Annotated in this window: 21 protein-coding genes; 13 read left to right on the forward strand and 8 right to left on the reverse strand. The window is 55.5% G+C overall.

From position 1 onward, the window contains the following. Positions 1–7: 7 nt before the first annotated feature. Genes J2S70_RS08520 through J2S70_RS08530 form a run of 3 tightly spaced genes read left to right on the forward strand, consistent with a single transcriptional unit; the run spans position 8 to position 4,185 of the window. Positions 8–2,146, forward strand: a complete 2,139-nt coding sequence (locus J2S70_RS08520; protein ID WP_307683292.1) for a DNA gyrase/topoisomerase IV subunit B — start codon at positions 8–10, stop codon at positions 2,144–2,146. A gap of 36 nt (positions 2,147–2,182) precedes the next feature. Further along, positions 2,183–3,211: a GNAT family N-acetyltransferase gene (locus J2S70_RS08525; protein WP_307683293.1), complete on the forward strand. Its 1,029-nt coding sequence runs from the start codon at positions 2,183–2,185 to the stop codon at positions 3,209–3,211. Beyond that, a complete protein-coding gene (locus tag J2S70_RS08530) occupies positions 3,211–4,185 on the forward strand; it encodes a GNAT family N-acetyltransferase (protein WP_307683401.1) in 975 nt (324 codons plus the stop codon). The genes J2S70_RS08525 and J2S70_RS08530 overlap by 1 nt, the downstream gene beginning before the upstream one ends. On the opposite strand, the gene J2S70_RS08535 is transcribed toward J2S70_RS08530, so the two are convergent. Next, positions 4,182–6,590 carry a DNA gyrase/topoisomerase IV subunit A gene (locus J2S70_RS08535; RefSeq protein WP_307683294.1) on the reverse strand — a complete coding sequence of 803 codons (2,409 nt, stop codon included), beginning with the start codon at positions 6,588–6,590 and terminating at the stop codon, positions 4,182–4,184. The two genes, J2S70_RS08530 and J2S70_RS08535, sit on opposite strands and share 4 nt — an antisense overlap. A 112-nt stretch (positions 6,591–6,702) precedes the next feature. On the opposite strand from J2S70_RS08535, the gene J2S70_RS08540 reads away from it, so the two are divergent. Both J2S70_RS08540 and J2S70_RS08545 read left to right on the forward strand, forming a co-directional pair. Continuing rightward, positions 6,703–7,260, forward strand: coding sequence for a DUF5998 family protein (locus J2S70_RS08540; RefSeq protein ID WP_307683295.1), 558 nt, complete (start codon positions 6,703–6,705; stop codon positions 7,258–7,260). After that, complete coding sequence (locus J2S70_RS08545) at positions 7,257–8,393, forward strand: alkaline phosphatase family protein (RefSeq protein WP_307683296.1); 1,137 nt, start codon at positions 7,257–7,259, stop codon at positions 8,391–8,393. The genes J2S70_RS08540 and J2S70_RS08545 overlap by 4 nt, the downstream gene beginning before the upstream one ends. Here J2S70_RS08545 and sepH read toward each other — a convergent pair. Next, entirely contained in the window at positions 8,390–9,427 is a 1,038-nt protein-coding gene (sepH, locus tag J2S70_RS08550) for a septation protein SepH (protein ID WP_307683297.1), read from the reverse strand. The two genes, J2S70_RS08545 and sepH, sit on opposite strands and share 4 nt — an antisense overlap. A gap of 182 nt (positions 9,428–9,609) precedes the next feature. Here sepH and J2S70_RS08555 point away from each other — a divergent pair, with 182 nt between their 5' ends. From J2S70_RS08555 to J2S70_RS08570, 4 genes are read left to right on the forward strand one after another with little or no spacing between them, the layout of a single operon-like run. Further along, complete coding sequence (locus J2S70_RS08555; protein WP_307683298.1) at positions 9,610–9,909, forward strand: DUF4193 domain-containing protein; 300 nt, start codon at positions 9,610–9,612, stop codon at positions 9,907–9,909. Positions 9,910–9,918: 9 nt separating this feature from the next. Next, positions 9,919–10,536 carry a DUF3710 domain-containing protein gene (locus J2S70_RS08560; RefSeq protein ID WP_307683299.1) on the forward strand — a complete coding sequence of 206 codons (618 nt, stop codon included), beginning with the start codon at positions 9,919–9,921 and terminating at the stop codon, positions 10,534–10,536. Next, complete coding sequence (locus J2S70_RS08565) at positions 10,529–10,774, forward strand: hypothetical protein (protein WP_307683300.1); 246 nt, start codon at positions 10,529–10,531, stop codon at positions 10,772–10,774. Before J2S70_RS08560 ends, J2S70_RS08565 begins: the two co-directional genes overlap by 8 nt. Next, positions 10,767–11,465, forward strand: a complete 699-nt coding sequence (locus J2S70_RS08570) for a DUF3159 domain-containing protein (protein ID WP_307683301.1) — start codon at positions 10,767–10,769, stop codon at positions 11,463–11,465. The genes J2S70_RS08565 and J2S70_RS08570 overlap by 8 nt, the downstream gene beginning before the upstream one ends. Here the strand turns inward: J2S70_RS08570 and J2S70_RS08575 are convergent. Both J2S70_RS08575 and J2S70_RS08580 read right to left on the reverse strand, forming a co-directional pair. After that, a complete protein-coding gene (locus J2S70_RS08575) occupies positions 11,454–12,110 on the reverse strand; it encodes a potassium channel family protein (protein ID WP_307683302.1) in 657 nt (218 codons plus the stop codon). The two genes, J2S70_RS08570 and J2S70_RS08575, sit on opposite strands and share 12 nt — an antisense overlap. Then, positions 12,104–12,772 (reverse strand): potassium channel family protein, encoded by a 669-nt coding sequence (locus J2S70_RS08580; protein WP_307683303.1) that lies wholly within the window; start codon positions 12,770–12,772, stop codon positions 12,104–12,106. Before J2S70_RS08580 ends, J2S70_RS08575 begins: the two co-directional genes overlap by 7 nt. Before the next feature lie 45 nt (positions 12,773–12,817). Between J2S70_RS08580 and J2S70_RS08585 the strand changes: the two genes are divergently transcribed. The 4 genes from J2S70_RS08585 to dxs all read left to right on the forward strand — a co-directional run bounded on the left by J2S70_RS08585 (position 12,818) and on the right by dxs (position 20,865). Further along, complete coding sequence (locus J2S70_RS08585) at positions 12,818–14,623, forward strand: APC family permease (RefSeq protein ID WP_307683304.1); 1,806 nt, start codon at positions 12,818–12,820, stop codon at positions 14,621–14,623. Further along, on the forward strand, positions 14,620–15,822 hold the full coding sequence (locus J2S70_RS08590) for a class I SAM-dependent RNA methyltransferase (protein WP_307683305.1): 1,203 nt from the start codon (positions 14,620–14,622) through the stop codon (positions 15,820–15,822). The genes J2S70_RS08585 and J2S70_RS08590 overlap by 4 nt, the downstream gene beginning before the upstream one ends. A 94-nt stretch (positions 15,823–15,916) precedes the next feature. Beyond that, positions 15,917–18,700, forward strand: a complete 2,784-nt coding sequence (gene acnA / locus J2S70_RS08595) for an aconitate hydratase AcnA (RefSeq protein WP_307683306.1) — start codon at positions 15,917–15,919, stop codon at positions 18,698–18,700. 236 nt (positions 18,701–18,936) lie between these two features. After that, positions 18,937–20,865, forward strand: a complete 1,929-nt coding sequence (gene dxs / locus J2S70_RS08600) for a 1-deoxy-D-xylulose-5-phosphate synthase (RefSeq protein ID WP_307683307.1) — start codon at positions 18,937–18,939, stop codon at positions 20,863–20,865. A 17-nt stretch (positions 20,866–20,882) separates the two neighbouring features. Here dxs and J2S70_RS08605 read toward each other — a convergent pair whose 3' ends face one another. The 4 genes from J2S70_RS08605 to treY form a co-directional block, all read right to left on the reverse strand. Beyond that, the gene (locus J2S70_RS08605; protein ID WP_307683308.1) at positions 20,883–22,094 is read right to left on the reverse strand and encodes an HRDC domain-containing protein; all 1,212 of its coding nucleotides are present in this window, start codon (positions 22,092–22,094) and stop codon (positions 20,883–20,885) included. Beyond that, positions 22,091–22,669, reverse strand: a complete 579-nt coding sequence (locus J2S70_RS08610; protein ID WP_307683309.1) for a DUF3000 domain-containing protein — start codon at positions 22,667–22,669, stop codon at positions 22,091–22,093. Before J2S70_RS08610 ends, J2S70_RS08605 begins: the two co-directional genes overlap by 4 nt. A 64-nt stretch (positions 22,670–22,733) precedes the next feature. Then, positions 22,734–24,473 carry a malto-oligosyltrehalose trehalohydrolase gene (treZ, locus tag J2S70_RS08615; RefSeq protein WP_307683310.1) on the reverse strand — a complete coding sequence of 580 codons (1,740 nt, stop codon included), beginning with the start codon at positions 24,471–24,473 and terminating at the stop codon, positions 22,734–22,736. Then, a complete protein-coding gene (gene treY, locus J2S70_RS08620) occupies positions 24,466–26,964 on the reverse strand; it encodes a malto-oligosyltrehalose synthase (protein WP_307683311.1) in 2,499 nt (832 codons plus the stop codon). Before treY ends, treZ begins: the two co-directional genes overlap by 8 nt. Positions 26,965–26,967: the final 3 nt, after the last annotated feature.

Raw genomic sequence — 26,967 nt, forward strand, 5'->3', positions numbered from 1 at the left:
TCATGCTGTGCCAGCTAATAAACGACAAGAATACACCGCCCGCCACCTTTCGGTTCTCGAGGGTCTCGAAGCGGTGCGCAAACGCCCTGGAATGTATATCGGTTCAACCGATTCTCGGGGGTTGATGCACTGTTTGTGGGAGATCATCGATAATTCAGTCGACGAGGCCACCGAAGGTCATGCGAGCAAAATCGAGATCACCCTGTTTTCTGATGGCTCGGTCGAAGTGAGCGATGACGGCCGGGGCATTCCCGTAGACGAGGTGCCAGGCACCGGCGCCTCCGGCGTGGAAGTGGTTTATACCAAGCTCCACGCAGGAGGAAAATTTGACAGCGCCATGTACGGATCAGCCGGCGGACTTCACGGCGTTGGCGCCTCGGTTGTCAATGCGCTTTCTCAACGTCTAGATGTAGCCGTGCGTCGCGATGGGAAAATTTGGGAAATGTCGTTCCATCGTGGTGAACCGGGTACCTTTAAAGACGGAAAAAGCCCCAAACCAGATAACCCGTTTACGCCCTTCACCACGCAATCTGAGCTGAGGGTAACCGGCAAGGTCGCAAAGAAGAATACCGGAACTACTGTCCGTTACTGGGCCGATCCGGAAATATTCCCGATCGATACCGAGTTTAACTTTGACCACCTCATCGAACGCGCGAGGGAAAAGGCTTTTTTAGTTCCCGGGTTAGAGATATCCATTCGTGACGAACGGGGACTTTCAACCGCCGAGGGTACACCTGAACAGGAAGGTTCCACTGTCGAAGTTTTTAAGTACGACGGCGGTGTGGTCGACTTTGTGGACCACCTGGCTTCGGACCCGCCAGTGACGCGCACGATGCATATCACCGGCTCGGGAACGTTTACCGAAACGGTTCAGGAGCTGGATAAAAAGTCTGGGCACCTCACACCTCGCGAAGTTGAACGAATCTGCGAGGTTGACGTCGCCCTGCGTTGGGGTAACGGTTATGACACGTGCGAAGAGTCATTCGTCAACATCATTGCCACACCGAAAGGTGGCACCCACCTAGCGGGTTTTGAGGCGGGACTCGTCAAGGCCGTGCGCGCTCAAATTGACTCTCGCTCACGTCAACTTAAGGTAACTGCCCGTGATCCACGTATCGATAAAGAAGATATTTTAGCCGGGTTGACAGCCGTCATTGCCGTTCGCGTTCCCGAACCGCAATTTGAGGGCCAGACCAAAGAGGTGCTCGGAACAGCGCCCGTGCGCACCATTGTGTCCAAGATTGTTGACGAGGGGCTCACGAAGGAACTCTCGTCATCCAAACGCGATGCGCGCACCGAAAATTTGCGTGTCCTGGAAAAAATTGTCGCCGAGATGCGCGCCCGGGTGGCAGCGCGAACGCAAAAGGAGATATCGCGGCGGAAAAATGCGCTCGAAACATCAAGTTTGCCCGCTAAGCTAGCCGATTGCAGGTCGGAAGATATCGAAAAAACTGAACTCTTTATCGTCGAGGGCGATTCGGCGCTTGGAACGGCGAAACTTGCTCGAGATTCAGAGTTTCAAGCCCTGCTTCCGATTCGCGGGAAGATTTTGAATGTGCAAAAGGCTTCACCGTCAGATATTTTGAAAAATCAAGAGGTTTCCTCAATAATCCAAGTCGTCGGAGCAGGATCTGGGCGCACTTTCGATCCTGACGCGGCCCGCTATGGGAAGGTGATCTTCATGACGGATGCGGACGTGGACGGAGCTCACATTCGCACCCTATTGCTGACGCTCTTCTTCAGGTACATGCGCCCGCTCGTTGAAGCCGGCCGTGTGTACGCGGCTGTTCCACCGCTCCACAGGGTCGAGGTTGCCGCGAAAGGAAGAAAGAAAGGCGAATATTTGTACTCGTATTCTGACGGCGAGCTGCGCCAAATTCTCCACCGGCTTGAGCGGCAGGGCCGCACGTTCAAGGAGCCGATCCAACGCTACAAGGGACTGGGCGAAATGGATGCCGATCAACTTGCCGAAACCACGATGGATCCAAGCCGGCGAACGCTTCGGCGGATCTGCCTCGAAGACGAACAAGCGCTCCGTTTCGCGGAGGAAACTTTCGAGCTATTGATGGGCTCGGAGGTCGCACCGAGAAAGAGCTTTATCATCGATGGCGCCGGCGATATTTCACGTGAACAAATTGATGCCTAAACCGACCTTGGTCCTAGATTAGGTAGACTGTCACTTATGCACGAGGGAAGATTCACGGGACGCACGCTTGCACAGCGGCTATCTGCTCCCGCCCAGCTTCGGCTTCCAAGCCCGCACCTGGGGCTGTCTTGGCGTAATCTCCGCCAGGCTGATCTGGATGAGGTCCGTGATCTTCTCGATGAATCATCTGATGCTCGCGCGATTGACGAATTTCGGATACTCCGTTCGATCGGCGCCCTTTTAGACGGCACCGCGGGTGAATCTACTGATGCACTCGGCGGCTGGGATCCGGCCGGTACCCTTCAAGCGATTGGGCTAGTGAATCTCAACAGCAATCCGCTCACTGAGGTTCATGCCGACGTGCTCGGACTAACACGGCCGCAATGGCGTGGGCGAGGTATCGGGCGAGCGCTACTTGAATGGCAGGATGGCCGAGCACGCCAGCTAATCTTGCAGGCTGATCATGACCTGCCAGCCTCGATTCGTTCGCGCGTACGCAGCGATAATTTGGGCCGACGTCGGCTTCTTGCAGCCGGCGGATTTTCACCGCAGTGGCGGTGGACTTTCATGGACTTGGAGCTTGCTGAAAGTCACCGCGAGCTAGCGATGCACGCAACGCAAAGATTGGCTGCCCGTGGAATGTTCTTGGAAGTCTTTGAAGATAGTCACAGCGAAGAGGTTCGCCGGCTCCACAATCGGGTATCGATGGTGATGGAACGCCGCCAACCGCTCAGCACTGAACAATGGCGATCGAGGCTCGCGGGATCGAACCTGAAGACATCGTCGATCCTTACCGATGGTACGAATATTGTTGGATACCTGCTATCAGCTTCGGTAGCTGAAGGTGATAGCCTCTACGTGACGTTTTACGGAATCGATCGCGGGTTTCGCAATCAAGGTAACGGTACAGATCTCATTTTGTCGCACATTGATCGTGCGCTAGATCGGGGATTTACTAGGTTGAGCGTGCCGATCGTTTCCGAAGGGGCGCTAGAGACTAACTTCCTCAAGAAATATGGTTTCTTTGAGGCGGATTCGCAGATTCTCTATACGATTGATATTTGATGAACGATCAAACGTGGCAGTGGCAGAAACTGCATGCAACCGATGCGCAAGCGATCCATGATTTGATCTTGCGCATTGAAGAGGCGGATTCGGCATCGATCCGTACTTCGGGGCTTGAGGTTGAGTCATATTTTCACGACTCACACGTCTGGCGTGCACAGGGAGCCTGGGTGGGTGACTATCTGGTCGCCTTTGGTCTCGCACGTACTCCGAAAGGTAACGCCGGGGCGGCACCGATCACCGTTTCTGGTGGGGTAGCGCCCCAGTGGCGTGATAGGGGAGTTGGCAAGGATCTGCTCCAGCGGCAGTTACTGACGTCCCGTGAAGTTGCAGACGAACTCGGACTTTTGAGCGCTGATGTGCACATGTATGTTGAAAGCTCGCAGGCGGACCTGATTGGTCTTGCTAACGAATTTAATTTCACAACCGTGTCACAGTTTGTTCAGATGCGCCGGAGTTTAGATCTTCCCATGGCCGGTGTTGATACTTCGCAATACATTCAGATCATCAAATTTTCCGATGATTGGATGAAGGATACGCGAAAGGCCCACAACAAGATTTTGGCAGGCTCACAATCGTGGTCAAAATTGGATGCTCAGGCCTGGAAAGATCGCATCTCAGGTATGGAAGAAGATTGGTGCTTTGTGGCTCTGGACCTGTTTGGCGATCGCCCGAAACTTGCCGGATACCTTCTTGCCTCTCGCTTTTCTTCTCAAATTAGCGGGTTGGATGCTGCTGTATACGAGGAAGGGTACGTCGAAGAAATCGTGGTCCTGCCGCAGTGGCGGGGCAAAAATGTGGCCTCATCCCTGATGGTCGCGGCGATGGACCGCTTCAGGGCTGATGGTCTGAACTATATCGGCTTAGATGTGGTTATCGACGAAGACGGCGAAAACGCCGAGCTCGTAGCAGTTTTCGAACACTTCGATTTCGAACGGGTCGCAGAAACGTACATCGTTGCGACCCGTGTTTAGCCGATTGCAATAACGACGGCGGCAAGTGGCTGGCCGGAGGCGTCGCGCCGTTCGTCAACCTCGGGTAACTCAACGGACTTTCCGCCTTGGCCCATTGCCCGCGGTGGTAATTCGCCAACCCAGGCGAGCTGAAGCGTGTCTTCGCCACGGAGAAAGCGGTGAGCACGTACACCGCCGGTAGCCCGGCCTTTGGCAGGAAAGCGATCGAGGGGAGTGACCTTCGCCGAACCCGCCGTGGTGCCCGGTAGCGAGTTAGCCGCCCCAGCGACTGTGACAACGCCGTGAGCCGCAAGGTCGTTATCAGGAACGACGCCGAATGCAACAACCTTTTCGCCCTCTGGAAGTCGAATGCCCGCTACTCCTTGGCCGGCTCGGCCCTGTGGCCGAACGTCTTTCGCGGCGAAGCGCAACAGTTGGGCGTTTGAGGTGATGAGCACAATCTGGTCGGTATCCAGTGCCGGTCGAGCGCCAATAACCTCATCGTCGTTGGAAAGTTTAATGATCTCGATTGCGCCGCGTTCGGGAATATCAGGTTTGACCCGCTTGATTTTTCCTTGTGCCGTTGCAACGCCGAGTACGGGTGCGTCTTCCGCAAGTGAAATCAGAGCAACGACACGCGCATCCTTGGGCATGAGTAAAATTTCAGCGACGGGAGCACCGCCAGTCAGGCTTGGCGCTCCCTCGGTGGCCGGAATCGCTGGAATGTCGACGACGTCAAGGCGCTGAACGGATCCGTCGGAGGTGACTACCCCGATCTGCGAAAGATTGGAGGTGAAGACTTTGGACACGATCGCGTCATGCGCGGCGCGCGGGCCGCTTCGTGAAGGTTCTGCTTCTGTAACGATTCTTGCAATAAGCCCGTCTCCAGATAAAACTACCCAGGCCGGGTCGTCTTCGATTTTCAGGGAACCGCGAGGTGACGGCGTGCTACGGGAGTCCGCCTCAAGCAACACCGTCCGCCGTGGCGTACCGAATTGGCGTGATACCTGAGCGAGCTCTTCCGAAATGAGCGCGAAAAGCCGCGTCTGCGAACCGAGAATCTCCGTCAGGTCGGCGATTGTTTCAACCAGCTCATTCTTTTCGGATTCCAGTTCAATCTGACTAAATTTCGTTAGCCTACGCAATCTCAGTTCGAGGATGTATTCAGCCTGCAACTCGCTGAGATCAAAAACTTTCATCAGGCGATCTTTCGCGATCGCTGAGTCGTCCGAGGAGCGAATAACGGCGATTACTTCGTCGATATCGAGGATGGCGATGAGCAGACCCTCAACAAGGTGCAACCGCTCCTTTGCTCGATCAAGGCGGAACTGAGTGCGGCGGCGAGTAACGTCGATCCGGTGGTCGAGGAACACGCGCAACAGATCTTTCAGGCCGAGTGTGCGTGGTTGGCCGTCAACGAGTGCCACATTGTTGATCCCAAAGGACTCTTCTAACGGAGTGTACTTGTATAGATCGGCAAGCACAGCATCCGGGTTAAAGGAATTTTTTACTTCGATCACGAGTCGTGTGCCATGGTTACGATCAGTAAGGTTTTGGACGGCAGCAATACCTTGAAGTTTCTTTGACTGGACGCCCTCTTTGATCTTATCGATCACTTTTTCAGGGCCAACAAGATAGGGAAGCTCAGTGAAAATAATGCCCTTGCGGCGCGGCGAGATATTTTCGATATGAGCGGTTGCCCGCGTGCGGAAAATACCACGGCCCGTTTCATATGCCTGGCGTACACCATCGAGCCCAATGATTTTTCCACCCTCGGGCAGGTCCGGCCCTGGAATGTAGCGCATAAGTTCATCGAGGCTGGCATCGGGAGTATCGAGGAGGAACCGGGCCCCTGCCACCACTTCAACAAGGTTGTGCGGAGCCATGTTCGTTGCCATTCCAACGGCGATTCCCGAAGAACCATTGACGAGTAGATTCGGAATCGCTGCGGGTAACACTTCGGGCTGCATGTAGGTGTTGTCGTAATTGGCCACCATGTCAACCACGTCCTCATCTAGTGAGGACGTCATTGCAAGCGCGCCCGGTGCCATCCGAACTTCCGTATAGCGTGGTGCGGCTGGCCCATCGTCGAGAGAGCCAAAATTACCGTGGCCGTCAACCAGAGGCATGCGCATCGTGAAGGGCTGTGCGAGGCGAACCATCGCATCGTAAATTGCGGTGTCACCGTGCGGGTGAAGTCTGCCCATGACATCGCCAACGACGCGCGAGGATTTCACGTGTCCTTTATCCGGGCGCAAGCCCATTCGGTCCATTTGAAAGAGGATGCGACGCTGAACGGGCTTGAGCCCGTCGCGGGCATCGGGCAGGGCCCGTGCGTAGATCACCGAATAGGAATATTCGAGGAAGGAACTGCGCATCTCCTTAGAGACGTCGATATCTACAATGTGCTCATCGGTTTGGGCCATTCGACCATTATCGACGCGCTCGATATCGATTTTGCGTAGGCGCAGGCCCGTGTTGCGGTGATTTTAGCCGCCTGCTTTCGTACTATCACTCCGCCTTTGAGACAATGGGCAAATGATTGACGTTCGAGTGGAGCTAAATACTGCACTAGCATCGCTAGTTTTGGCGGAATCACCGGTTTTGACAGATATTGCTCAGACGATCGGCAAGGAAACGATTCGTGCGTTTTATGTGCGGCCAGAAACCGTTTTCGATGCCGACTCGGTTTATGACCGGATCGTCTGCTTCGCGGTCACCGAGCGGAGGTTGTTGCTGATCTTTTCTGATACGAATTATGAGATGGACACGCGAGGCGAATATGTCACGACAGCCCAATCCGTCCGGTTGGAAGATATTAAAGAACACCATGTGGTGCGCCGCCGCGAATTCCAAGGTGAACGGGTGGGTGAACTCAATTCAATTTTGCTGCGCTTACGGTGGGGCACATCCTTCAATCAAGATTTTCAACCCGGAGCGTGCGAGGATCCAACCTGCACTAATGACCATGGTTATCTTGGCATTGCGACGAACGAGGACTTGCAGATCTTCCTCGATCGGCACACGGATTCTGCCTATTTCCGTGAAGGGGTAAGCTTTATCGAAACGCTTTCCACTATATTGGGGGATTTGTGAATCTGGACGGCGCGATACGCCCCAAGGTCAAGAACCTCTCGAGCGTGATGACGAGTGCGCTAGCCGCAATTGGTAAAGGTTCCTTGACGGGTATAGCTTCTCAAGCTGAAACAGCAAAGCGCGAAGCAACTTTCGATTTTCCGGCTGCCAAACGCGCGTGCGTCGTTCTTGCTGATGGGCTCGGCTACCATCAGCTCAGCCAACGCTTTGGGCATGCGCCCAACATTCGTACCTTTGGAAACCAGAATTTTATTACGACGGTTGTTCCATCTACGACGGCGGCCGGAATCACATCCTTGGGTACCGGCCTCATGCCCGGTCAGACCGCGGTGGCCGGTTATTCCTTAAAAGTTCCGGGCACCCGGGATGTTTTCAGCTTGATCTCGTGGAACTCCCCGCGGGTAAACCCTGAAACATGGCAAACACAATCCACGCTATTTGAGACGGTAGGCGGGGAGCTAGTCAAGGTTCAGCCCGCGAAATACGTCAGTTCGGGGTTGACGCAAACCGGCTTACGTGGCGGGCGCACCGTCGTCGCCGAAAATCTCACCGAACGGGTCGACGCCACAGTGCGCGAATTGCGCGCCGAGGCCGATCTCGTCTATCTGTACTGGGACAGGATCGATGCCACCGGCCACAGATACGGGTGGACCTCAGAACAATGGATCGTAGAACTAGAACACTTCGACGAGGAATTTGGGAGGCTCGTTCGCTCACTACCTTCAGACACACTCGTGGTGCTCACGGCGGATCACGGGATGATTGACGTTTCGGAACGTATTGATATCCGGAGTTTTGATGAGCTGACGCGTGATGTTGACGTGGTAGCCGGCGAATCACGAGCGGTACAGGTATATACTTCCCGTCCAGAAGATGTTGCAAACAGGTGGCAAGAGTTTTTCGAAGATGACGCGTGGATTCTAACTAAATCACAAGCGGTTGCCGAGGGGCTGTTTGGCCCGGTCACGGACTTTGCCAGCAATGTGATCGGTGACGTTTTCGCATTCGCGAAAGGAACGCTTGCCATTGTGGATTCGAAATTTCAAAGTCCTGGCGCGATCGGTCTGATCGGCGTGCATGGATCCTTAACGCAAGAGGAGATGCACATCCCGCTATTCGTCGATGTGCTCTAGCTATCCTTTGAATAGCCGAAAACGATTTCATCCCACGAAGGCATAGCGGGGCGTTCCCGGCGCCGTTTCTTCTTTGCTGTGCCACTGTTCCCAGCTTCGCGCGACTTCTCTTCAGCCGCTGCAGTGACACCCGGCAATTCCTGCTGGCCGGGTAGCACGTCGCTACCTTCAGATTCTTCGGATGCGTTGTCTTCGACCGGTTTCGCCGCTTCGCGATCAGGCAGCTTCAAAACCGTGGCATCGACGGCCGCTTCGGGCTCCGAATGAGCTGGGTGTGCGCCGTCGAAATCAGCTTCGGTAGGCATTGGTTGTGAGGCCCCGCGCTTGGAATTTAAGGAAGCAAGCATCGTGTCAATATCCACGGGTGTTCCAGACGATGCGGGCTCAGCATCGATTGCAGAGATCTTCTCAGAAGGCGTCTGCTCGGAGCTGGCTGAAATAGCGGGCGTGTTTGGTTTCCGCCACGGACTGGTGGGAGCGGGAATCTGATTCTCCGTCAACCAGGTTGCCTCATCGTTATGGGCCTGCACGGTTTGCGCTTTGGTGTTGACCTTCCACAGCGCAGTGTACTCCCGGCCCCCGCTCGAATAGCGTGCGACGAGCATCCACGGTTCGCCCTGATCGCGGTAGGCATCCCACGTCACGCTAGATGGATCAATATCGCGAGAAATAAGCCGCGAGATCACCAGCTCCTCGAGAGTCATACCCCCGACGTCGTGCCCGAGTCGATAGGCACGCGCGAGCTGAGAGGTGTATTCGCGTTCGGCGAAGATTGGGGAGGCCAAACCCGTGAGCTGGCTTGGTGGTAAAGACGAAATTTCGGAAACTTCGGCTACGGTTAGTCCAGAACGGAAATGTGCCTGAATTTCTCGTGGAGTGATCGGACGTGGCTCGGAGTCGTCGTCGCGCTGTACATCGGTACGCAAGGCTGCGCGGAGCTCGTCAGTGATCGGCAAAACGTAGCGATTGCCTTCGGAATCATTCAGACTGAGCTTTTGCCCGTCCGAAAGCCCCAGCAGATCGAGCTCAATCATGTATTTCCTCCTACGGTTCTTCCCCAAGATTGCCACTTCCGCACAGCCATTTGGGTATTAGCGCTTGGTGTGTTGGATTTCAATGCGATTATCTCACTAAATCCACAATTGGTATCTTATGTTGTCAAATCCTTCTAGCTTTGGTAAAAAGACCTTGAACATTCACCGGATGAGGAATATAAATGGCAACAGATTATGATGCGCCGCGCAAGCAAGACGAAGAGCTGAAGGAAGATTCACTCACCCAACTGAAAGCTCGCAGTAATGACCATCAATCGAGTTCGGTCGATGAAGACGAGGTTGAAGCGGCTGAAGGCTTCGAACTTCCGGGGGCCGACCTATCAAATGTCGAGCTTTCCGTAGCGGTTGTCCCCGCGCAGGATGATGAGTTCACGTGCTCACAGTGTTTTCTCGTCCACCACCGTTCGCAGCTTGCCTATGAGGAGGGCGGAATGCCCGTGTGCGCGGACTGCGCGTCCTAGGGGTTTACCATGGCATGGTTTTTCCGAAAGAAAAAAGACGCCGAACCCGCAGCCGAACAGCCTACACCTGAAGAGGAGAAAGCTCGGTTAGAAGGCCCGTGGGATTCCGGCGACGTTGAAGATCTAGGGCAACGTCTCGATGCCGGTTCGCTCTGGATCCCGTTGGTGCCCGGTGCCTCTTTACAGTTTTCCTTAGATCGGAAGCGACGCCAAGTTTTGGGCATCGTTTTTTCGAAGAACAATTCGGCTCTACAGCTTCAAGTATTTTCCTCACCACGATCCCGAGACATTTGGGATGAGGTCCGCCGAGATATGCAAACCTCAATTGCCAAGCAGGGCGGCTCCTCCCAAGAGGCACAGGGAGAGTTCGGAACCGAGTTACGTGCCAACATGCCCGTGGCGAATTCGAAGAATGTTGCCCCCTATCGCTTCATTGGCATCGATGGGCCACGTTGGCTTTTACGAGCCACGATTTATGGTAGAGCCGGATCGGACGACGAGGCAGCAAAGGAAATGTACGACATCATTAAAGACGTCGTCGTTCATCGCGGCCAGACACCTCATCCACCTAGAGAGCTCTTACCACTTGAGATCCCGCAGCAGATCAAAAATCAGGGCGATGAGTAGGCGAACTGCGCTAACAGGTACCGTTCGGGCTATCACCTATCCGGGTGCACTGCGCCCGCAAGTTCGGCTTCGGCTCGAGGTCGATCAGGAGACAATCACGGTTCATTTCCTTTCTCGCTCTACACTTGAATGCATTGATATAGGTTCAAAATTGCACGTGACGGGCGCTCTGACGAGTTTTCGAGGAGTTCCGACGATGTTTAACCCCAGCTTTGTGATCAAGGAAGCCGATGAATAAAGAACATGCGGGCGAGGAACTAACCTCGGCGGGCCTGCGAGCAGTGATCGAAGACGATTTCGATATCGTCGAGGCAGTTGGGGGGATCCGTGGGATTGTCGAATCGGTTTTGCCGACGATCGTTTTCCTCATTCTTTACACCGTGACGGCGGAATTGAATCTCGCATTGGTCGTCTCAGTTGGGACCACAGCCGTTTTCATTCTCGTCCGTGCTGTCCAACGCATATCGGTTCTTCCAGCTCTGGGTGGGCTGCTCGCAATTGCCCTTTCAGCAGTTATCGCCTGGCGGAGCGGAGAGGCCTCGAACTTCTTCGTGTGGGGCCTTGTGACGAACGCGGCGTATTTGCTCGGCCTGCTGATTTCCTTAGCGCTGCGCTGGCCAATCATGGGGGTGATGATTGGATTTTTGCGCGGGGACGCCACCTCTTGGCACTCGGATCGAAGCGATCCCGCAAAAATTATTACTCGGCGTCGATACACTCAGATCACATGGTTATGGGTGGGGATGTTTGCCGTGCGTTTGCTTGTTCAAGCGCCGCTCTACTTTGCGGATGCGACAGAAGCACTTGGAATCGCCCGACTTTTTATGGGGGTGCCTCTATTTGCCCTAGTCGCATGGTTTACGTGGATGATGGTTCGCGGGCTGCCGGATATCGAGCAAAAGGAACCATCGCAAGCTTTAGCGAAATAGCTGAGATATTTCGTCAACCTCGGCATGTGGGCCGACGACGAAAAGCAGCTGATCACCGCCCTCGACGGACATGTCGGGGGAGGGGGAAAGCGGTACACCATCACGAATAACACTTGCAATCACGATATCCGCAGGTAGGCTCACCTGCCCCACCGGCCGTTCGGTCATCAGGGAACGGGCAGTCACAGTGCCTTGATACAGGCTGGCGCCGGACTGGAATCGCATGCGGCGCATGAGCCGGCCCGGAGAGAGTGCTTCTTCTACGATGTCAGCCATCATCCGAGGGGTTGATACCGCCACATCGACGCCCCAGGCCTCGTCAAAGAGCCAGGCGTTAGATTCGTTTGAAACTCGCGCAATAATTCGGGGTACGCCGAACTCGGTTTTTGCAAGAAGCGATATCACGAGGTTCGCCTTATCGTCACCCGTTGTCACGACGAGGGCATCTGTTAGGCCTGCACCGGCAGATTCAAGCGTTGAAAGATCGCTGGCATCGCCGAGCATCCAGCTGGCGCCCGGTACCGTGGCTGCTCTCAACGATTCGGGCTTGATCTCAACAATCGTTACCTCGTGTCCGGCTTGGGTCATGTCGTTGGCGACCAGGCGGCCCACTGAACCTGCTCCTACGATAAGGATCTTCACCACTCATCATCTCCTAGCCGATGGTTGAGTATCCGCTGGATCGCGTGGATCTTTGAGGCGTGCGAAAGTAAACGAAGTTCATCGTCGTCTTGGATAACGGTGTTTTGCTGCGGTAGCACGAGCTCGAGCTCGCGCGTTAGATACGCAACTCGTGCGCCGGTGTGGCGTTCGATATCCGCAACGGTTTGTCCGAACCAAGAGCTGTCAAGATCTACGTAAAACAGAGCTGTTTGGGTCGCGTTATCGATGTGTTCTACGTGCGGCCCGAACGCGATCAACTGATGAAGTACCCGATTCGAAGTCCAGGTCACGGGAGCGACGACGCCAATTCCGAGTTTCGAATAAACTTTGGCACGCGTGGAATCGTAGATCCGAGCCACGACGTTGTTAAGGCCGAACGTTTCACGAACAACGCGAGCAGCGATAATGTTTGAATTGTCGCCTGAAGAGACGGCTGCAAAACCCGCGGCTTCCGCTATTCCTGCGTGTTCGAGTATGCCGCGATCGAAGCCGATACCAGTTACCTGTTGGCCGGAAAACTCCTGCGGCAAACGAGCGAATGCGCGAGAGTTTTGATCGATAACGGAAACCGAATGCCCACGATCTTCGATTCTCATCGCGAGCTCTGCGCCGACGCGTCCGCAACCCATAATGACGAAGTGCACGGGATAGAGGTTACCGGAATTCTAAATAAAGCGTAACCTTTCACTGTGCTTAACTTAAGGCCCACAACTGTGCAGGAGGTTCGCTCGCGGGCCTCCGCGTTCTCAACGGTGTCACTAGCAATCGTGATTAGCCCGCAGATCGTCTTGCGGGCCATGTCCTATTCGCAGCGTTCCACCGGTGGTTTTATCGCCTTGGGCGTCGCGCTTGCTACGTTCGTGGCAGCCATTTTGGTTTCACATCGGCTTTTTCAATGTGTCCCACGCCGGCTATCCCACCAGCTTGCACAGCGCCATATTGCGCATTGGGCTGGATTGTTTGTGGCTGCTGCTCGAATTCTTGGGTATGCCCTCCTTGTTATTTTGGGGGTTGAGCTTGCAGTTGGATCGGTTAACGCTGTTGTGGATATTGCGTGGAACGCGTGGTTGGATCCGATTTTCATTATCGTGATGGCGATACCTGTGCTCACCGGCCTTGGAAAATGGCGCCAAAGTTGGATAACGGGAGTGTCGATTATTGCCAGTCTTGCACTCGTGGTGATTCTTACCTTCGGATTGGCGCAAGAAGCGATTGGTGCAATCGACTTTGAAAATATTCGACTTGCCCGCGAGGATGCGCTTGCAACAGAACTGGCTCCCGACGTCACACAGGCCTACTTTGAGGCAGCTATTGGGGGCGCGCTCGTGGGCGCGGTGATTTCTTTGATCTCAGAACGGGTCATGGCACCAAACGATCAACGGCGTGTTCACCCGCGCGCATTATTGTACGTGGGCCTGGCAATGTTCTTCATTATTGGCGTGAGTTTGTATTTTGTTGTGCTATTGCACATGCCAACCAGGCGAGTGGCCATCCCATCCCTTTCTATCGCATTCGCGTTCTTCGGCCACGCGGGCCAAGCGGTCCTCGCCATTTTCTATGTTGTGCTTGGGTTGGGCGTGGTTTACGCATCGTACAGTCAGCTGCCACAACTGTTGCGTGAACTTTCACTGGATGGCCTACTGCCGCGTAGGCTCGCTGCTGCTGATGCCATCGGGCCAAGGCGCTTGATTATTGCACTGATCGCTACGATGGCCGCGGTGGTAACGATTATTCTTGATTCTGCACGCTCGATTTCCGCAGTTTTTGTGATGACGGTTTATACAGCGCTTGTTGTTACCTCCACGGCCATGATCCTTCGATCAAGATCGATCCTGAATGATTCGGTAAATTCTGCCGAACGGCGCACAGCACGTTTAAACGCGTGGCTTTTCCTCGGTTACGCAGTATTTGCGCTGACGGTTGTTATCGCTGTCGTGCTGACCCAACCCGCCTGGGCTTCAGCCGGACTTGTTGCTCTGTGCGTCCCCGCAGCGTTCCTTGTTGCACATTCGCGCGGTCAGAGCAAAATCACCGAACAGTTGCGGCTGGAAGCAACTCCCGCTGGGCGCCACCTACCGACGCGCGTCCACGGATTGGTTCTCATTGAGCGAGTAGACGAAGCAACGATCCAGGCTGTTACGTGGGCCCGCGCGATGAGGCTGTCATCACTGACCGGCGTCGTGATCGATATTGATCCTGTACAGACAAAGAAAATCCGGCAGGCATGGGCGGATTCCCTTGTGCCGGTTGAATTGACGATTCTGGGTGAACCGAGGGGCGCATTACGCGGACCGTTAATCGAGTACGTCCGGGCACGGCGTGAAAATAGTCCGAATGATTTGATCGCCATATTCATTCCGCGTGTCATCTCAGTTACCTGGGCACAGCAGTTCACTCTTCGGCATTCAACGCCAAGAGTGGTATCCGACCTGCGTCGCGAACCCAATGTAATTATTGCCGAGGTGCCATACCGCCTGGGAGAGGAGGACTCATGAAGTTGACGATTGAGGATATCGGGCATGGTGGCGTTGGTGTTGCCCGTTATGAAGGTCAAGTTATTTTCGTACGCGGGGCGTTGCCGGGTGAAATTGTGGAGGCCGTGTTTACTTCTCGAAAGTCGAAATATTCTACCGCCCTCGTCACTGGCGTGATCGAACCTAGCGAGTTTCGAGTTGACCACCCGTGGCCCGTGGGTGCTGCCGGCTACACCGGCGCAGCGGACTTTGGGCACGTCACTACCCAGGGCCAGCTAGCGCTGAAAACCCAAGTAATTCGAAATACGGTGCGGCGCATTGGTGGTGAGGAACTTTTCCGAACTATCGAGCACTTGGGCGTGGAGGTGCGCGCAATCGACAGCGGCAAAGGCTGGGGGACCCGCACGCGATACGAGGTGACGAAACTAGAGTCCGGGGTTGGCATGTTTCGGGAGAAATCCCATGAGCTCGTGGCAATAGAAGAAATGCCGCTCGCTCTGCCAGATCTAGCAGAGCTCAAACTGTGGGCTTCGGCGTGGGATTCGTACATTAAACCGGGTACCCGGCTCAAGGCTGTTGCACCAGCGTCGGGCGACAACGTCGTCGTCGCTGGCGATGTCGTGTGGTCCGCGCCCGGGCTCAAGGCAACTGAGCACATTTGGGAACGCGCAAGCACAGAAGATGACATCTATGACTATCGCATGAATGCGAAAGGATTTTGGCAAGTCCACTTTCGGGCCCCGAGTACTCTTTTGACATCCGTGCTGGCCGGTGCGCAAGTACTATCGGGGGAATATGTGGCAGAGCTATTCTCCGGGGCGGGCCTGTTCACTTTGCCCCTCGCGCAAAAAGTGGGAAAGAACGGAAGAGTAGATGCCTTTGAAGGGTCGCAAAGCGCGGTGGCCGACGCCCGCTACAATCTTCGGCACACCCCGTGGGCGCACGCCAATGTGGCAAAGATCGACCATGGGATTGTACGCGAAATTGAGGGCGCCGACGTCGTCATTGCCGATCCGCCACGCGCCGGACTTGGCCGTGGACTCGCAGAAAACCTCGGCCGGCTCTCCGCGCGTAAAATCGTCTTGGTGTCGTGTGATCCCGCGGCGATGGCAAGAGACGTGGCACAATTGGTGGCAAGTGGTAGAAAAGTTGAGAGCATGGACGCAATCGATATTTTCCCGAACACGCATCACGTCGAAATAGTGACAGCCTTGAGCTAAATGGTCGAAATCTAATGGACGCAGCGGCACGATCTTGATAGTTTGATGTCAAGATAGTTTTATGGGCTCAACTGGCAAGCGTTTAAGGAGAGCTATGAGCATTGATAGTTTCAAGGCCAAGTCCACTTTAGAAGTTGACGGCAAAGAATATGAGATCTACCGTCTAGACGCAGTCCCGGGAACAGAAAAACTACCGTTCTCGCTCAAAATCCTCGCCGAAAACCTTCTTCGTACCGAGGACGGCGCGAATGTTACTGCCGAGCAGATCCAGGCGCTTGCCAATTGGGATGCGAGCGCGGATCCCGAGCATGAAATCCAATTCACGCCCGCACGCGTGGTGATGCAGGACTTTACCGGGGTGCCGTGCGTGGTAGACCTTGCCACCATGCGCGAGGCAGTCACGGATCTTGGCGGCAACCCAGATCTGATCAACCCGCTCAACCCGGCTGAGCTTGTGATTGATCACTCGGTCCAAATCGACGTCTTTGGCACCCAGAACGCCTTCCGGCGCAACGTGGAAATCGAATACGATCGCAACCGGGAACGCTACCAGTTCCTGCGCTGGGGACAAACAGCTTTTGACAACTTCAAGGTGGTGCCACCGGGCACCGGCATCGTCCACCAAGTGAATATTGAATACTTGGCGCGCGTGACGATGGCCCAGGAAAACGACGGCGTCCTGCAAGCTTATCCAGACACCTGTGTGGGTACGGACTCGCACACTACAATGGTCAATGGGCTCGGGGTCCTTGGCTGGGGAGTGGGCGGTATTGAAGCTGAGGCCGCCATGCTCGGTCAGCCAGTTTCCATGCTGATCCCGCGTGTTGTGGGCTTCAAGCTCACCGGCGAAATCCCGGCCGGATCTACCGCCACCGACGTCGTACTCACAATTACCCAAATGCTTCGCGAACACGGGGTGGTCGGCAAATTCGTCGAATTCTATGGCGAAGGAGTCGGAGCCGTACCGCTTGCAAACCGCGCAACCATCGGGAATATGTCTCCAGAGTTTGGCTCGACCGCAGCCATCTTCCCGATCGACGATGTCACGCTCGACTATCTGCGCCTTACCGGCCGTTCCGAAGAACAAATAGCGCTCGTGGAGGCATACTCCAAAGAGCAAGGGCTATGGCACGATCCATCTGCGGAAGTCGAATACTCCGAATACCTCGAGCTGGACCTATCGACGGTGGTCCCATCGATCGCCGGCCCCAAACGGCCGCAGGATCGCATCGTGCTCAGTGAGTCAAAGGAGAAATTCCGCGAAGTCCTTCCCGCCTACGTTTCCGAAGATGACGACGATAAAATCGACTCTTCGCTCGAAGCAACATTCCCCGCTTCAGATCCAGTTGCTCCCGGAAGCGATGACGAACATCCCGCGCCGTCGATCGAACAGGTACCAAACCGAGTTCACAAGCCAAGCGCAGTCACACTTGCCGATGGCACGCAAACCGAACTCGACCACGGATCGGTGGCCATTGCCTCGATCACATCGTGTACGAACACATCCAATCCTTCCGTGATGATGGCCGCAGCTATACTCGCCCGAAACGCCAATGCGAAGGGACTGAAACCCAAACCTTGGGTTAAGACGTCGATGGCGCCAGGCTCGCAGGTTGTTACCGACTATTACGAGAAAGCGGGTCTATGGCCAGATCTGGAAGCGCTCGGATTCCACCTGGTTGGCTACGGGTGCACCACCTGTATCGGCAATTCCGGCCCATTACCAGAAGAGGTCTCTCAGGTCGTTCATGATGAGGACCTAGCAGTTGTGTCAGTCCTATCAGGAAACCGTAACTTTGAAGGGCGGATCAACCCCGACGTCAAGATGAACTATCTTGCCTCCCCGCCGCTCGTCATCGCCTATGCACTTGCTGGCACCATGGATTTCGACTTCGCATCCGAACCACTTGGCACAGATCACGACGGCGAGGACGTCTATCTTTCCGATATCTGGCCCGACGCCGCGGAAGTGCAAGAAACCATCGATGAATCGGTGAACCGCGACATGTTTGAAACTTCCTACGCGGATGTATTCAGGGGCGACGAACACTGGCAAAGCCTCGAAACACCCGAAGGATCCACCTTCGAATGGGACGAGGAGTCAACCTACGTGCGCAAGCCCCCATACTTTGAAGCCATGACCATGGAACTCGAACCCGTCGAAGACATTTCGGGGGCGCGGGTGCTAGCCAAACTCGGCGATTCAGTCACCACGGATCATATTTCACCTGCAGGTGCGATCAAGTGGGATTCCCCGGCGGGCCAGTACCTCTCCTCGCATGGCATCGATCGGCGAGACTTTAACTCCTACGGTTCGCGCCGGGGAAACCACGAAGTGATGATCCGGGGCACCTTCGCCAATATCCGCCTACGCAATCAGCTCCTTGACGGTGTTGAAGGTGGATACACGAAGAATTTCCTCACCGGTGAGCAGGATTCCATTTACGACGCTTCGCAGGCCTATCAGGAGGCGGGCATCCCGCTCGTCGTGCTTGCCGGTTCCGAATACGGATCGGGTTCCTCGCGGGATTGGGCCGCTAAGGGAACGGCGCTACTTGGCGTCAAAGCCGTAATCACTACTTCATTCGAGCGCATCCACAGATCTAACCTCATCGGAATGGGCGTATTGCCGTTGCAATTCCCCGAGGGAGAAGACGCGGACTCACTCGGCTTGGACGGTAGCGAAACCTTCGACATCAGCGGCGTGAGCGTACTTAACGAAGGCCGCACGCCCAAGACTGTGAAAGTGACCGCCACGAAACAGGATCGCACCACCGTCGAATTTGACGCTCGCGTGCGTATTGACACTCCGGGCGAGGCCGATTACTTCCGCAACGGTGGCATCCTGCAGTACGTGCTTCGCAACTTGGCTAAGTAGCGTTAAGTAGCGTGTGGGCCCACTGAAGCGGTCGGGCTGTACTCCGCCTGGTAGCTTCGCGGTGGCAGCGCTTGGAACTCTCCGTTTACGTTCCTGCGCGCAGCCACCGCTACGCACCGTACGCTGAATGTCGGGCCCACTGAAGCGAGGCGCGCAGGGATCAAGCCTGACCGCCCGAAGCGACCGCTTCAGTGGGCTCGCGTGCATGTCAGCGGTCCGTGAAGGGATGGTAGTGTATGCGCAGATATAGTTTTGGAGGCAACGTGATTCTCGATTCGATTAACAGCCCCGCTGATCTTCGCAAACTCAAACCCAAGCAGTTAGAGAAGCTAGCGGAGGAAATCCGCAGATTTCTCGTTACTAACGTTGCGAAAACCGGTGGGCACCTCGGGCCAAATCTCGGGGTAGTTGAGCTCACTATCGCCCTGCACAGAGTATTCGATTCTCCGGCTGATCCACTGGTGTGGGATACCGGTCACCAGGCCTACGTCCACAAAATCCTTACCGGCCGCAAGGACTTTACGAAACTGCGCCAAGAAGAGGGGCTATCCGGCTATCCCTCCCGCGCGGAATCAGCTCACGACATCGTTGAAAACTCGCACGCTTCTACCGCCTTATCCTGGGCTGATGGCATCGCTCGTGGCTTGCAACTGGCAGGCCGCGACAACCGCGCTGTCGCTATCATCGGCGACGGCGCTATGACCGGTGGCATGGCCTGGGAAGCCCTCAACAACATCGCCGAAGATCCCGATCGTCCCATCGTGATCGTGCTCAATGACAACGGAAGATCATACGCCCCCACCGTCGGAGGATTCGTTCGCAGGCTAGACCCGGTTCGTAAGCTGGACGCCGTCCGCGTCAATCGCGATTATGACCACTTTTTGGACTGGGGTAAACGCACGCTACAAAGCTCAGGCGTTCCAGGCCAGCTCACCTACGATGCTCTCCGAGGGATAAAGAAGGGCATGAAAGAAGTCCTCTTCGACGCCGGTATTTTCGACTCGCTCGGCCTTAAATACATGGGTCCGATCGATGGCCACGACATCAAGAGCCTAGAAGAAGCTCTGACGATGGCGCGTGACTATGGCGGGCCGGTCGTGGTGCACACCATTACCGAAAAGGGCCGAGGATACAAGCCAGCCGAAACGAATAAGGCAGACCGGTTCCATGCGGTTGGGCGCATTCATCCGGAAACTGGCCTTCCCGTCGAACCATCCCGTTTCGGCTGGACATCCATTTTCGCCGAGGAAATTGTGCGAATCGCACGCAAAGATCCCACCGTCGTCGCCATCACCGCGGCCATGCTCGAACCGGTGGGACTCAAACCAATGCTCAAAGAATTTCCCAAACGCGTGATTGATGTTGGCATTGCCGAACAGCACGCGCTCACGATGGCCGCCGGCCTTGCTCACGCGGGCTACAGCCCGGTTGTCGCCCTGTATGCGACCTTCATGAACCGTGGCTTCGACCAGCTCCTGATGGACATTGCACTCCATAACGAGCCGGTCACTATATGCCTTGACCGCGCGGGTATTACCGGCGACGACGGCGCATCCCACAACGGCATGTGGGACCTCTCATTGGCCGCAATGATCCCAAATTTGAAAGTGGCAGTGCCCCGCGATGAGGCAACCATGCGCGAACTTCTTCGCGAAGCGATCAAAACACCGGCACCTACACTCGTGCGATACCCGAAAGGCTCAATCCCCAAAGAGCTTCCCACGTTCAGAAAAATTGGATCGCTCGATGTTATCTACGAACACCAGGTTGACGGCGTGGCGCCGATCGTGCTTGTCGCGATCGGACCTATGGCACACACGATGGTTGAAGCCGCGAAACACATGGACGACGAGTCAATTATTGTGATCGATCCACGGTGGGTTTTGCCCATCAACGAAGATCTCGTCAACCTCATATCCAATGCGAGCGGAGCCGTCGTACTCGAAGACGGATTGATCGACGGGGGAGTGGGCGACGAGCTACGGCTCGCACTTACCGATGCGGGGCACTACCTGCCCGTACACAATCTCGGAATAGCCAAAGAGTTTATCCACCATGCGGCGCGCAAAGATATTTTGGCGTACCAGAACATGGATATCGCGGCTGTAATTGACGCCACGCGGAGTGTGCGTTCAAAGATTAAATCCTCCGCAGAGGTCGATTAGACACCCGTTGATGTCGATTAGATCAGGCCCGCTTGCCGCGCATTCACATGGATGGGGCCGGTGACTTGTTCAATCTGCCACGGGCGAGCACCCTCAGCCAGGAAAATAGCTGCCAGATCTTCCTCACTCGTCCACCCCGTCCACGCGGCCATTTTCTGAACCGCCGGCTTCATCAGCACGTCCTGGCGAAGCCCGAGCTCATCGGCGAGCTCAAGGACTGTCGAACGAAGGCTCTCCCAACGCGCGGCAGCGTCGCGATCGTGGCGTTCCCACCTATTAACGGGCGGATAGGGATCCTTTGACTCGGTATAACGGCGTTCGGGAAGCGCCCGTTCATCAAGGTTCCAAGCAATCTCAATCGCCTCCCACCAGGTGTCAACATCGCCGCGCCTTTGGCGCGAACGCAACAGCGATGAGTTCACGACGTCCGAACGTGAACGCGGTTTGCGGCCAGCCAGCTCTGCCAATACCTTGTTAGGCAAGACTTTCCCAGGTGCGAGGTCGCGCTTGCGCGCCAAATTGTCACGCGCGCCCCACAATTCCCGCAACATCGCAAGGGCGCGCCGATCACGAAGCCCGGCTTGCCGTGATGCACGCCGCCACGGCTGCTTCGACGGAAGTCTTGGTTTGCGTAACCGAACTTCTTCGCATTCCTGTTCGAACCACTCAAAGCGGCCGGCTTCTACAAGCTGGTCGGTTAATTCCTCTCTGAGTTCATGCAATAATTCAACGTCGAGTGCGGCATAGGCTAACAGCGGGGGAGGAAGCGGGCGCTGGGACCAATCCGAATTCGAATGCTCCTTCGCTAAGGTCCAGCCGGTGACTTCCTCCGTAATTGCTTGGAGGGAGACCTTTTCGAAGCCCAACATCAGCGCGGCAAGCTCGGTGTCAAAAACTTTCGTAGGATACAGCCCCAATTCGTGTAAGCATGGAAGATCCTGATCGGCAGCGTGCAGTATCCACTCCTCTTTAAGCACTTCACGTAAGCCGCCAAGGCGGTCCTCGATGCCAATCGGATCAATCAGAATTGTTCCGGTACCTTCCCGGCGAACCTGAATGAGGTAAGCGCGGTTAGAGTAGCGAATTCCCATCGCGCGTTCAGTGTCGACAGCTATCGGCCCTGAACCGGATGCAAGGCGCGCGACGGCGTCGTCGATCTTCTCGTTGACCACCTCGGGGATGCCCTCACGTGGAACATCAAGTGGACGAGTGGGGGTGTCGTTACTCAAACTTTATCCACCTTACGCGCAAGGCTGCTAACCTGATCGCTCCACGGCCCCAGCCCTGACAACGAAGCGATAAAATCCGCCCACGCACGCAAGTGCTCGGTCAGATAGGGAGTTTGCGGAGACCACGAAGCGCGCACTTCGAGGTCAACGCGCGAAGAATTCAGATATAAGCCGCCGAATGTTTCATTGAAAACACGGGTGACGGTCCCGTTCAGACTGTGATAAGAAGCGCCAGCTCCATCAAAACCATCCTGCAACCACGACCACGCCACCTCACCCAAGAGCGGATCATCACCCATGACGGAATCGACTGGAGCTTGCGCATGGATGACAATCCTAAACGTGCCGTTCCATGCCGGTTGCGTATCGGGATCGTGAAGGACCACAAATTTGGCCGAGCCACGCAGTTCATCCGAATCGTTCCGATCTTTCACCTCGGCCTGAAGCGCCACTGCCCACGGCGCGATCCGAGTTGGGCCCGGGATCTGACCCACGTGAATTTCGGGCCGAAACTCCAATCCCTTGAGAGATTCAAGGGCAGTTACGAAGTCCGCAGGCGGGAGATTATTGGTCACCCTTCGACTCTAACGACATAGACTCAGCCTGTGGCGGTGACGCGCCGGACTTTTGGCGTAATTCCTAACGAAATACTGCGACGGAAGGTCCGACGAACCGTACGTGCCCGTCATCGGTCAGCGTGGGCGGCTCCCAGCTAAGTATCTGCTTCTTTCCCGCTACGGGCGCCGGAACATTCACGGGCTGACTGGAGCGGGAGAATACGACGACGGTGCTGCCCCGAGTCATCCAGCCGGAATCGCCATCGAGCACAAACGAGGTTTGTGAACGATCGCCGCTAGCTATATCGGGATCAGATTTACGTATGCGAATCAGATCTTTAACGAATCCAAGCATTCGGCGGTGTTTGACAGCATCAACTTCTTCCCAGTTGAGCTTGGATGAAATGAAAGTCTGCTCGTCTTGGGGATCCAGCATCGTTGCGGGAATGTCACCGTAAATGGTGGTCATATCCCAATTTGCAAACTCTGCAAGCCTACCTTCCTTGATGAGGGGGCCCAGTTCTTCGCCGTGATCGGTGAAGTAGTGGAAAGGTGTGCGTGTTGCAAATTCTTCGCCCATGAAGAGCATGGGAGTGTAATGGGATAGCAAAATCAATGCTCGCGATATTGCGAGCTCGCCGATTTCCAGTTTCAGGGAGGGGCGGTCGGATATCATCCTATTTCCCACTTGGTCATGATTTTCATCAAAGGCCATGAAGTGATGCCCGGACATTCCCTCAGGAATCGGCTTTCCTCGTGGAGCCGATTCGAATGTGAGCTCTTGACCAACTCGCACAAATCCGTGCTCAAAAGCTTGAGGCATGACCGCATCGTCAGCGTAGTCCGCATAGTAGGCGTTCGTTTCTCCGGTCAGCCATACGTGTAAAGCATGATGGATATCGTCTGCCCACTGCATGTCCATTCCATAGCCACCATCTTTCACCGGCGTGACCATGGCGGCGTCATTATCTTCCGATTCGGCGGTGAGAGTGAGCGTTCGCCCGAGTTCGGTTCCCAGTTCGGCGATCTCCTCTGAAAGCTGGGCCAAGAAATGCCGATCAGAATTGTCAAGAAGGTGGTGTACGGCGTCGAGCCGGAGCGCGTCGAAATGGTAGTCGCGCATCCACTGCTTGGCGTTATCAATCAAGTAACGCCGAACAGATTCGCTATCCTCGCCGTCCAAGTTAAGAGCCTCACCCCAAGGAGTGTGATGCCAGCTTGAAAAATAGGGCCCAAATTGAGCCAAGTAGTTGCCGTCCGGGCCGAAGTGGTTGTACACGACGTCGAGGCAGGCGGACATGCCATGCCCATGAATTGCGTCAATTAGTGCGACGAGATCCTCGGGCCGTCCATACGGGTGATGGAGGGCAAAGATAGACACCCCGTCGTAACCCCAACCACGTTCGCCAGGCATCGGGGCAATCGGTAGGAGCTGAATAACGTCTACTCCAAGATCCTTCAAATAGCCCAGCCGTTCGATCGCAGACCGAAACGTTCCCCGTGGCGTGAAAGTTCCCACGTGCATCTCGTAGAACACCTTGCCGTGCAGGTTTTCCCCTCGCCAATCATCATCCGTCCACTCGAATGTCGATGGATCGACTATCTCACTTGGCCCGTGTGGACCGTCGGGTTGGCACATGGAACGTGGATCGGGAAGCCGCATTCCGCCGTCAAGGCGCACATAGTACTGCGTACCCACAGACAGCGGCTGATCCAAAACGAAGTGGTTCCCAATTTTGGCGAGTTCCACTTCCTCCTCGGTGCGAGCAAGAACGAGCGTCGCCTTCTGAGCTTTCGGAGCCCAAATCTTTACGTTAGTCATGAACCCTCTCAAGTACAGCAGCTGGGAAACGCCCAAGAACATCGGCCAGCGGCTGATTCCCGCCCTCGATAGTGGTGTCGGTCAACACATTGCGCCAATGCCCATCTGGCAAAACGATTGTGTAATCACCGCTGTGATCGGGAAGGTTGCGCATCGCGGCAGTGACGAGCACCGGTTGATCATTGAGAGTGCGTGCGAACGCCAATGCACGGCCAGTTGACACGGGCAAAGGCTCATAGCCGCAATCGGCCGAAGCAATGCCAGGATTGTCGCGGCGCAGCCGCGCAAGACGCGATGTGACCCACAACTTTTCAGTGTCCAAACTTGGGGAGGAAGGTAGCCCGTCTCGGTCCAGTTTGGTGAGCATCTGCTCGAGTCCCTCGTAGTCAACGGCTCTCCGGTTATCGGGATCGACCAACGAGGTTTGAGTGATCTCTTCACCGTTATAGATATCCGGAACGCCGATGCACGTCATCTGAATTGCCTTTTGAGCAAGGATATGGGTGCGAGCAGCCGCCGAGCTGCGTTCGGCAAAAGCCTGTAACAAATCTGCCGCTTCGGATTCGAGGATTGCCTTGGCGTATTCGACCAGGCCACGTTCAGCTTCTTCGTTTTGTTCCGTCCACGTCGTCCACGATTTTTGCTCGCGCGAAGCTTTCAGAAGATAAGCTTCCAGCCGCTCAAGTGATATTGGGCCCTCCGGCGTCCACGTTCCTAGCAGAGTTTGCCAAAGAAGATTCTCAGACTGGCCATCAAGCCCCGATGGCCGATCACTGGAAACGATATCGCGCGCCTTGACAAGCATCTCGAGCCACTCATCCGTATATTGCGCGATCGGGGCGATCCGCGCACGTACATCCTCACAACGTTTGGTGTCGTGCGTCGATAGTGTTGTCATCGTCACCGGCCAGGTCAGCGACAAACGGGATTGGAAATCATGGAAATCGTCGGGTGAGGTGGTGAAGTAGTGCGGCCCAGCACCCACTTCGTTTGCGGAGGTCAAAACCGTATAGCGATAGAAAGTGGTATCTTCGACCCCCTTGGCCATGACGGCGCCACACACCTGCTGGAACCGAATGATGGCTTCATTTCGGGCCGCTTCGTGAGTGCGACCCGCCGATCCGACCTCGTTACCAAGAAGAAGATCGATGACGACCGCAAGGGTGTCTTGGCGGTCCTCATCGAGATTACGGCCTGCCCGTTCAGCGGCTGAACGCAGGACCCGTTCATCTTCAGAACTCGGTTTTTCGCCCGGAACGACGTAGGCACGATACCTGTCCATATGGACGACGAGCTCGACGATCACCTCTTGAATCGACCTGTGCGTATGGTCGCGCAGGCGAACATCGGCATGGCAAATATTTGCCAGAATCGTTGACAGCCGCTCGACCTCGGCATAGAGCGAGGTGTCCACTATTTGCCGCTTGGATTTGATTTCGATGGAGGTTACCGAATCGGTTGACCCTGAAAGTTCGCCGTAAAATTGCGTCAGTTCAGGTAGTCCAGTCGGGTCTGTGAACAGTCCTTGGAGCCGCATGAGCGTGTCGTAACCCGTAGTGCCGGCGCACGGCCAATCGGAGGGAAGTGTTTCTTCGCCTTCCAAAATCTTTTCTGCCACTGTCCATGCGCCACCGGTTGCTTCGGCCAGATTGCGGAAATACTCGCGCGGGTCAGCAAGGCCATCTGGATGGTCGATCCGGAAAGCATCGATGTGCCCCTCTTCCATGAGGTCAAGAAGAAGCTTGTGGGACTCGCGGAAAACTTCCGGGTTTTCCACGCGAATCGCCGCAAGCGTATCGACGTCGAAGAAGCGCCGGTAATTCAGCTCTTCGTTTGCTACGCGCCAGTGTGCTAGGCGATAGAATTGGGCGTCGAGTAGCTCAGCCAATGGCAGGTTCTCAGTTCCGCGCCGGATAGGGAAGACGTGATCGTAGTAGCGGACCACCTTCGTCTTTCCATCGTGCTCGAAGCCAGGAACAACCATCTCGTCAAGGGTGATCGTCGCATCGGCTAGCGCCTGACCAATACGTTCGCCGAGCACGGGCATGAGCAGCCCATCTCCGGCATCGGAAAGTTCGATGTCGAACCAGCTGAGATAGCGGGAGTCCTCGCCGTCGCGCAACAGGGACCACAGCGCGCGGTTATGGTAAAGCGGTGTTGGCACCGCCATGTGATTGGGAACGATGTCAACGATGATGTGCATTCCGGCGTCGTGAATCGCTTCTGACACGCGCCTGAAGCCGTCGATGCCGCCTAGGTCAACAGAAATCTGTTCGTGATCGACGACGTCGTAGCCGTGGTTTGATCCGGGCGCCGCCTGCAAGATCGGAGAGAAAAAGATGTCGGTAATTCCCAGCGCCGAAAGATATGGGATGATCCGTTCAACGTCTGCGAAATCAAAATCCGGGCTCAGTTGAATCCGATAACTTGTGACAGGCTGGCGCCGCTGCGCCGGAGGGACATGCGAGTGCCGGCGTACTTCGGTAGTCATAAA

The organism is Trueperella bonasi (genome assembly GCF_030811535.1).
GTDB classification, from domain to species: Bacteria; Actinomycetota; Actinomycetes; order Actinomycetales; family Actinomycetaceae; genus Trueperella; species Trueperella bonasi.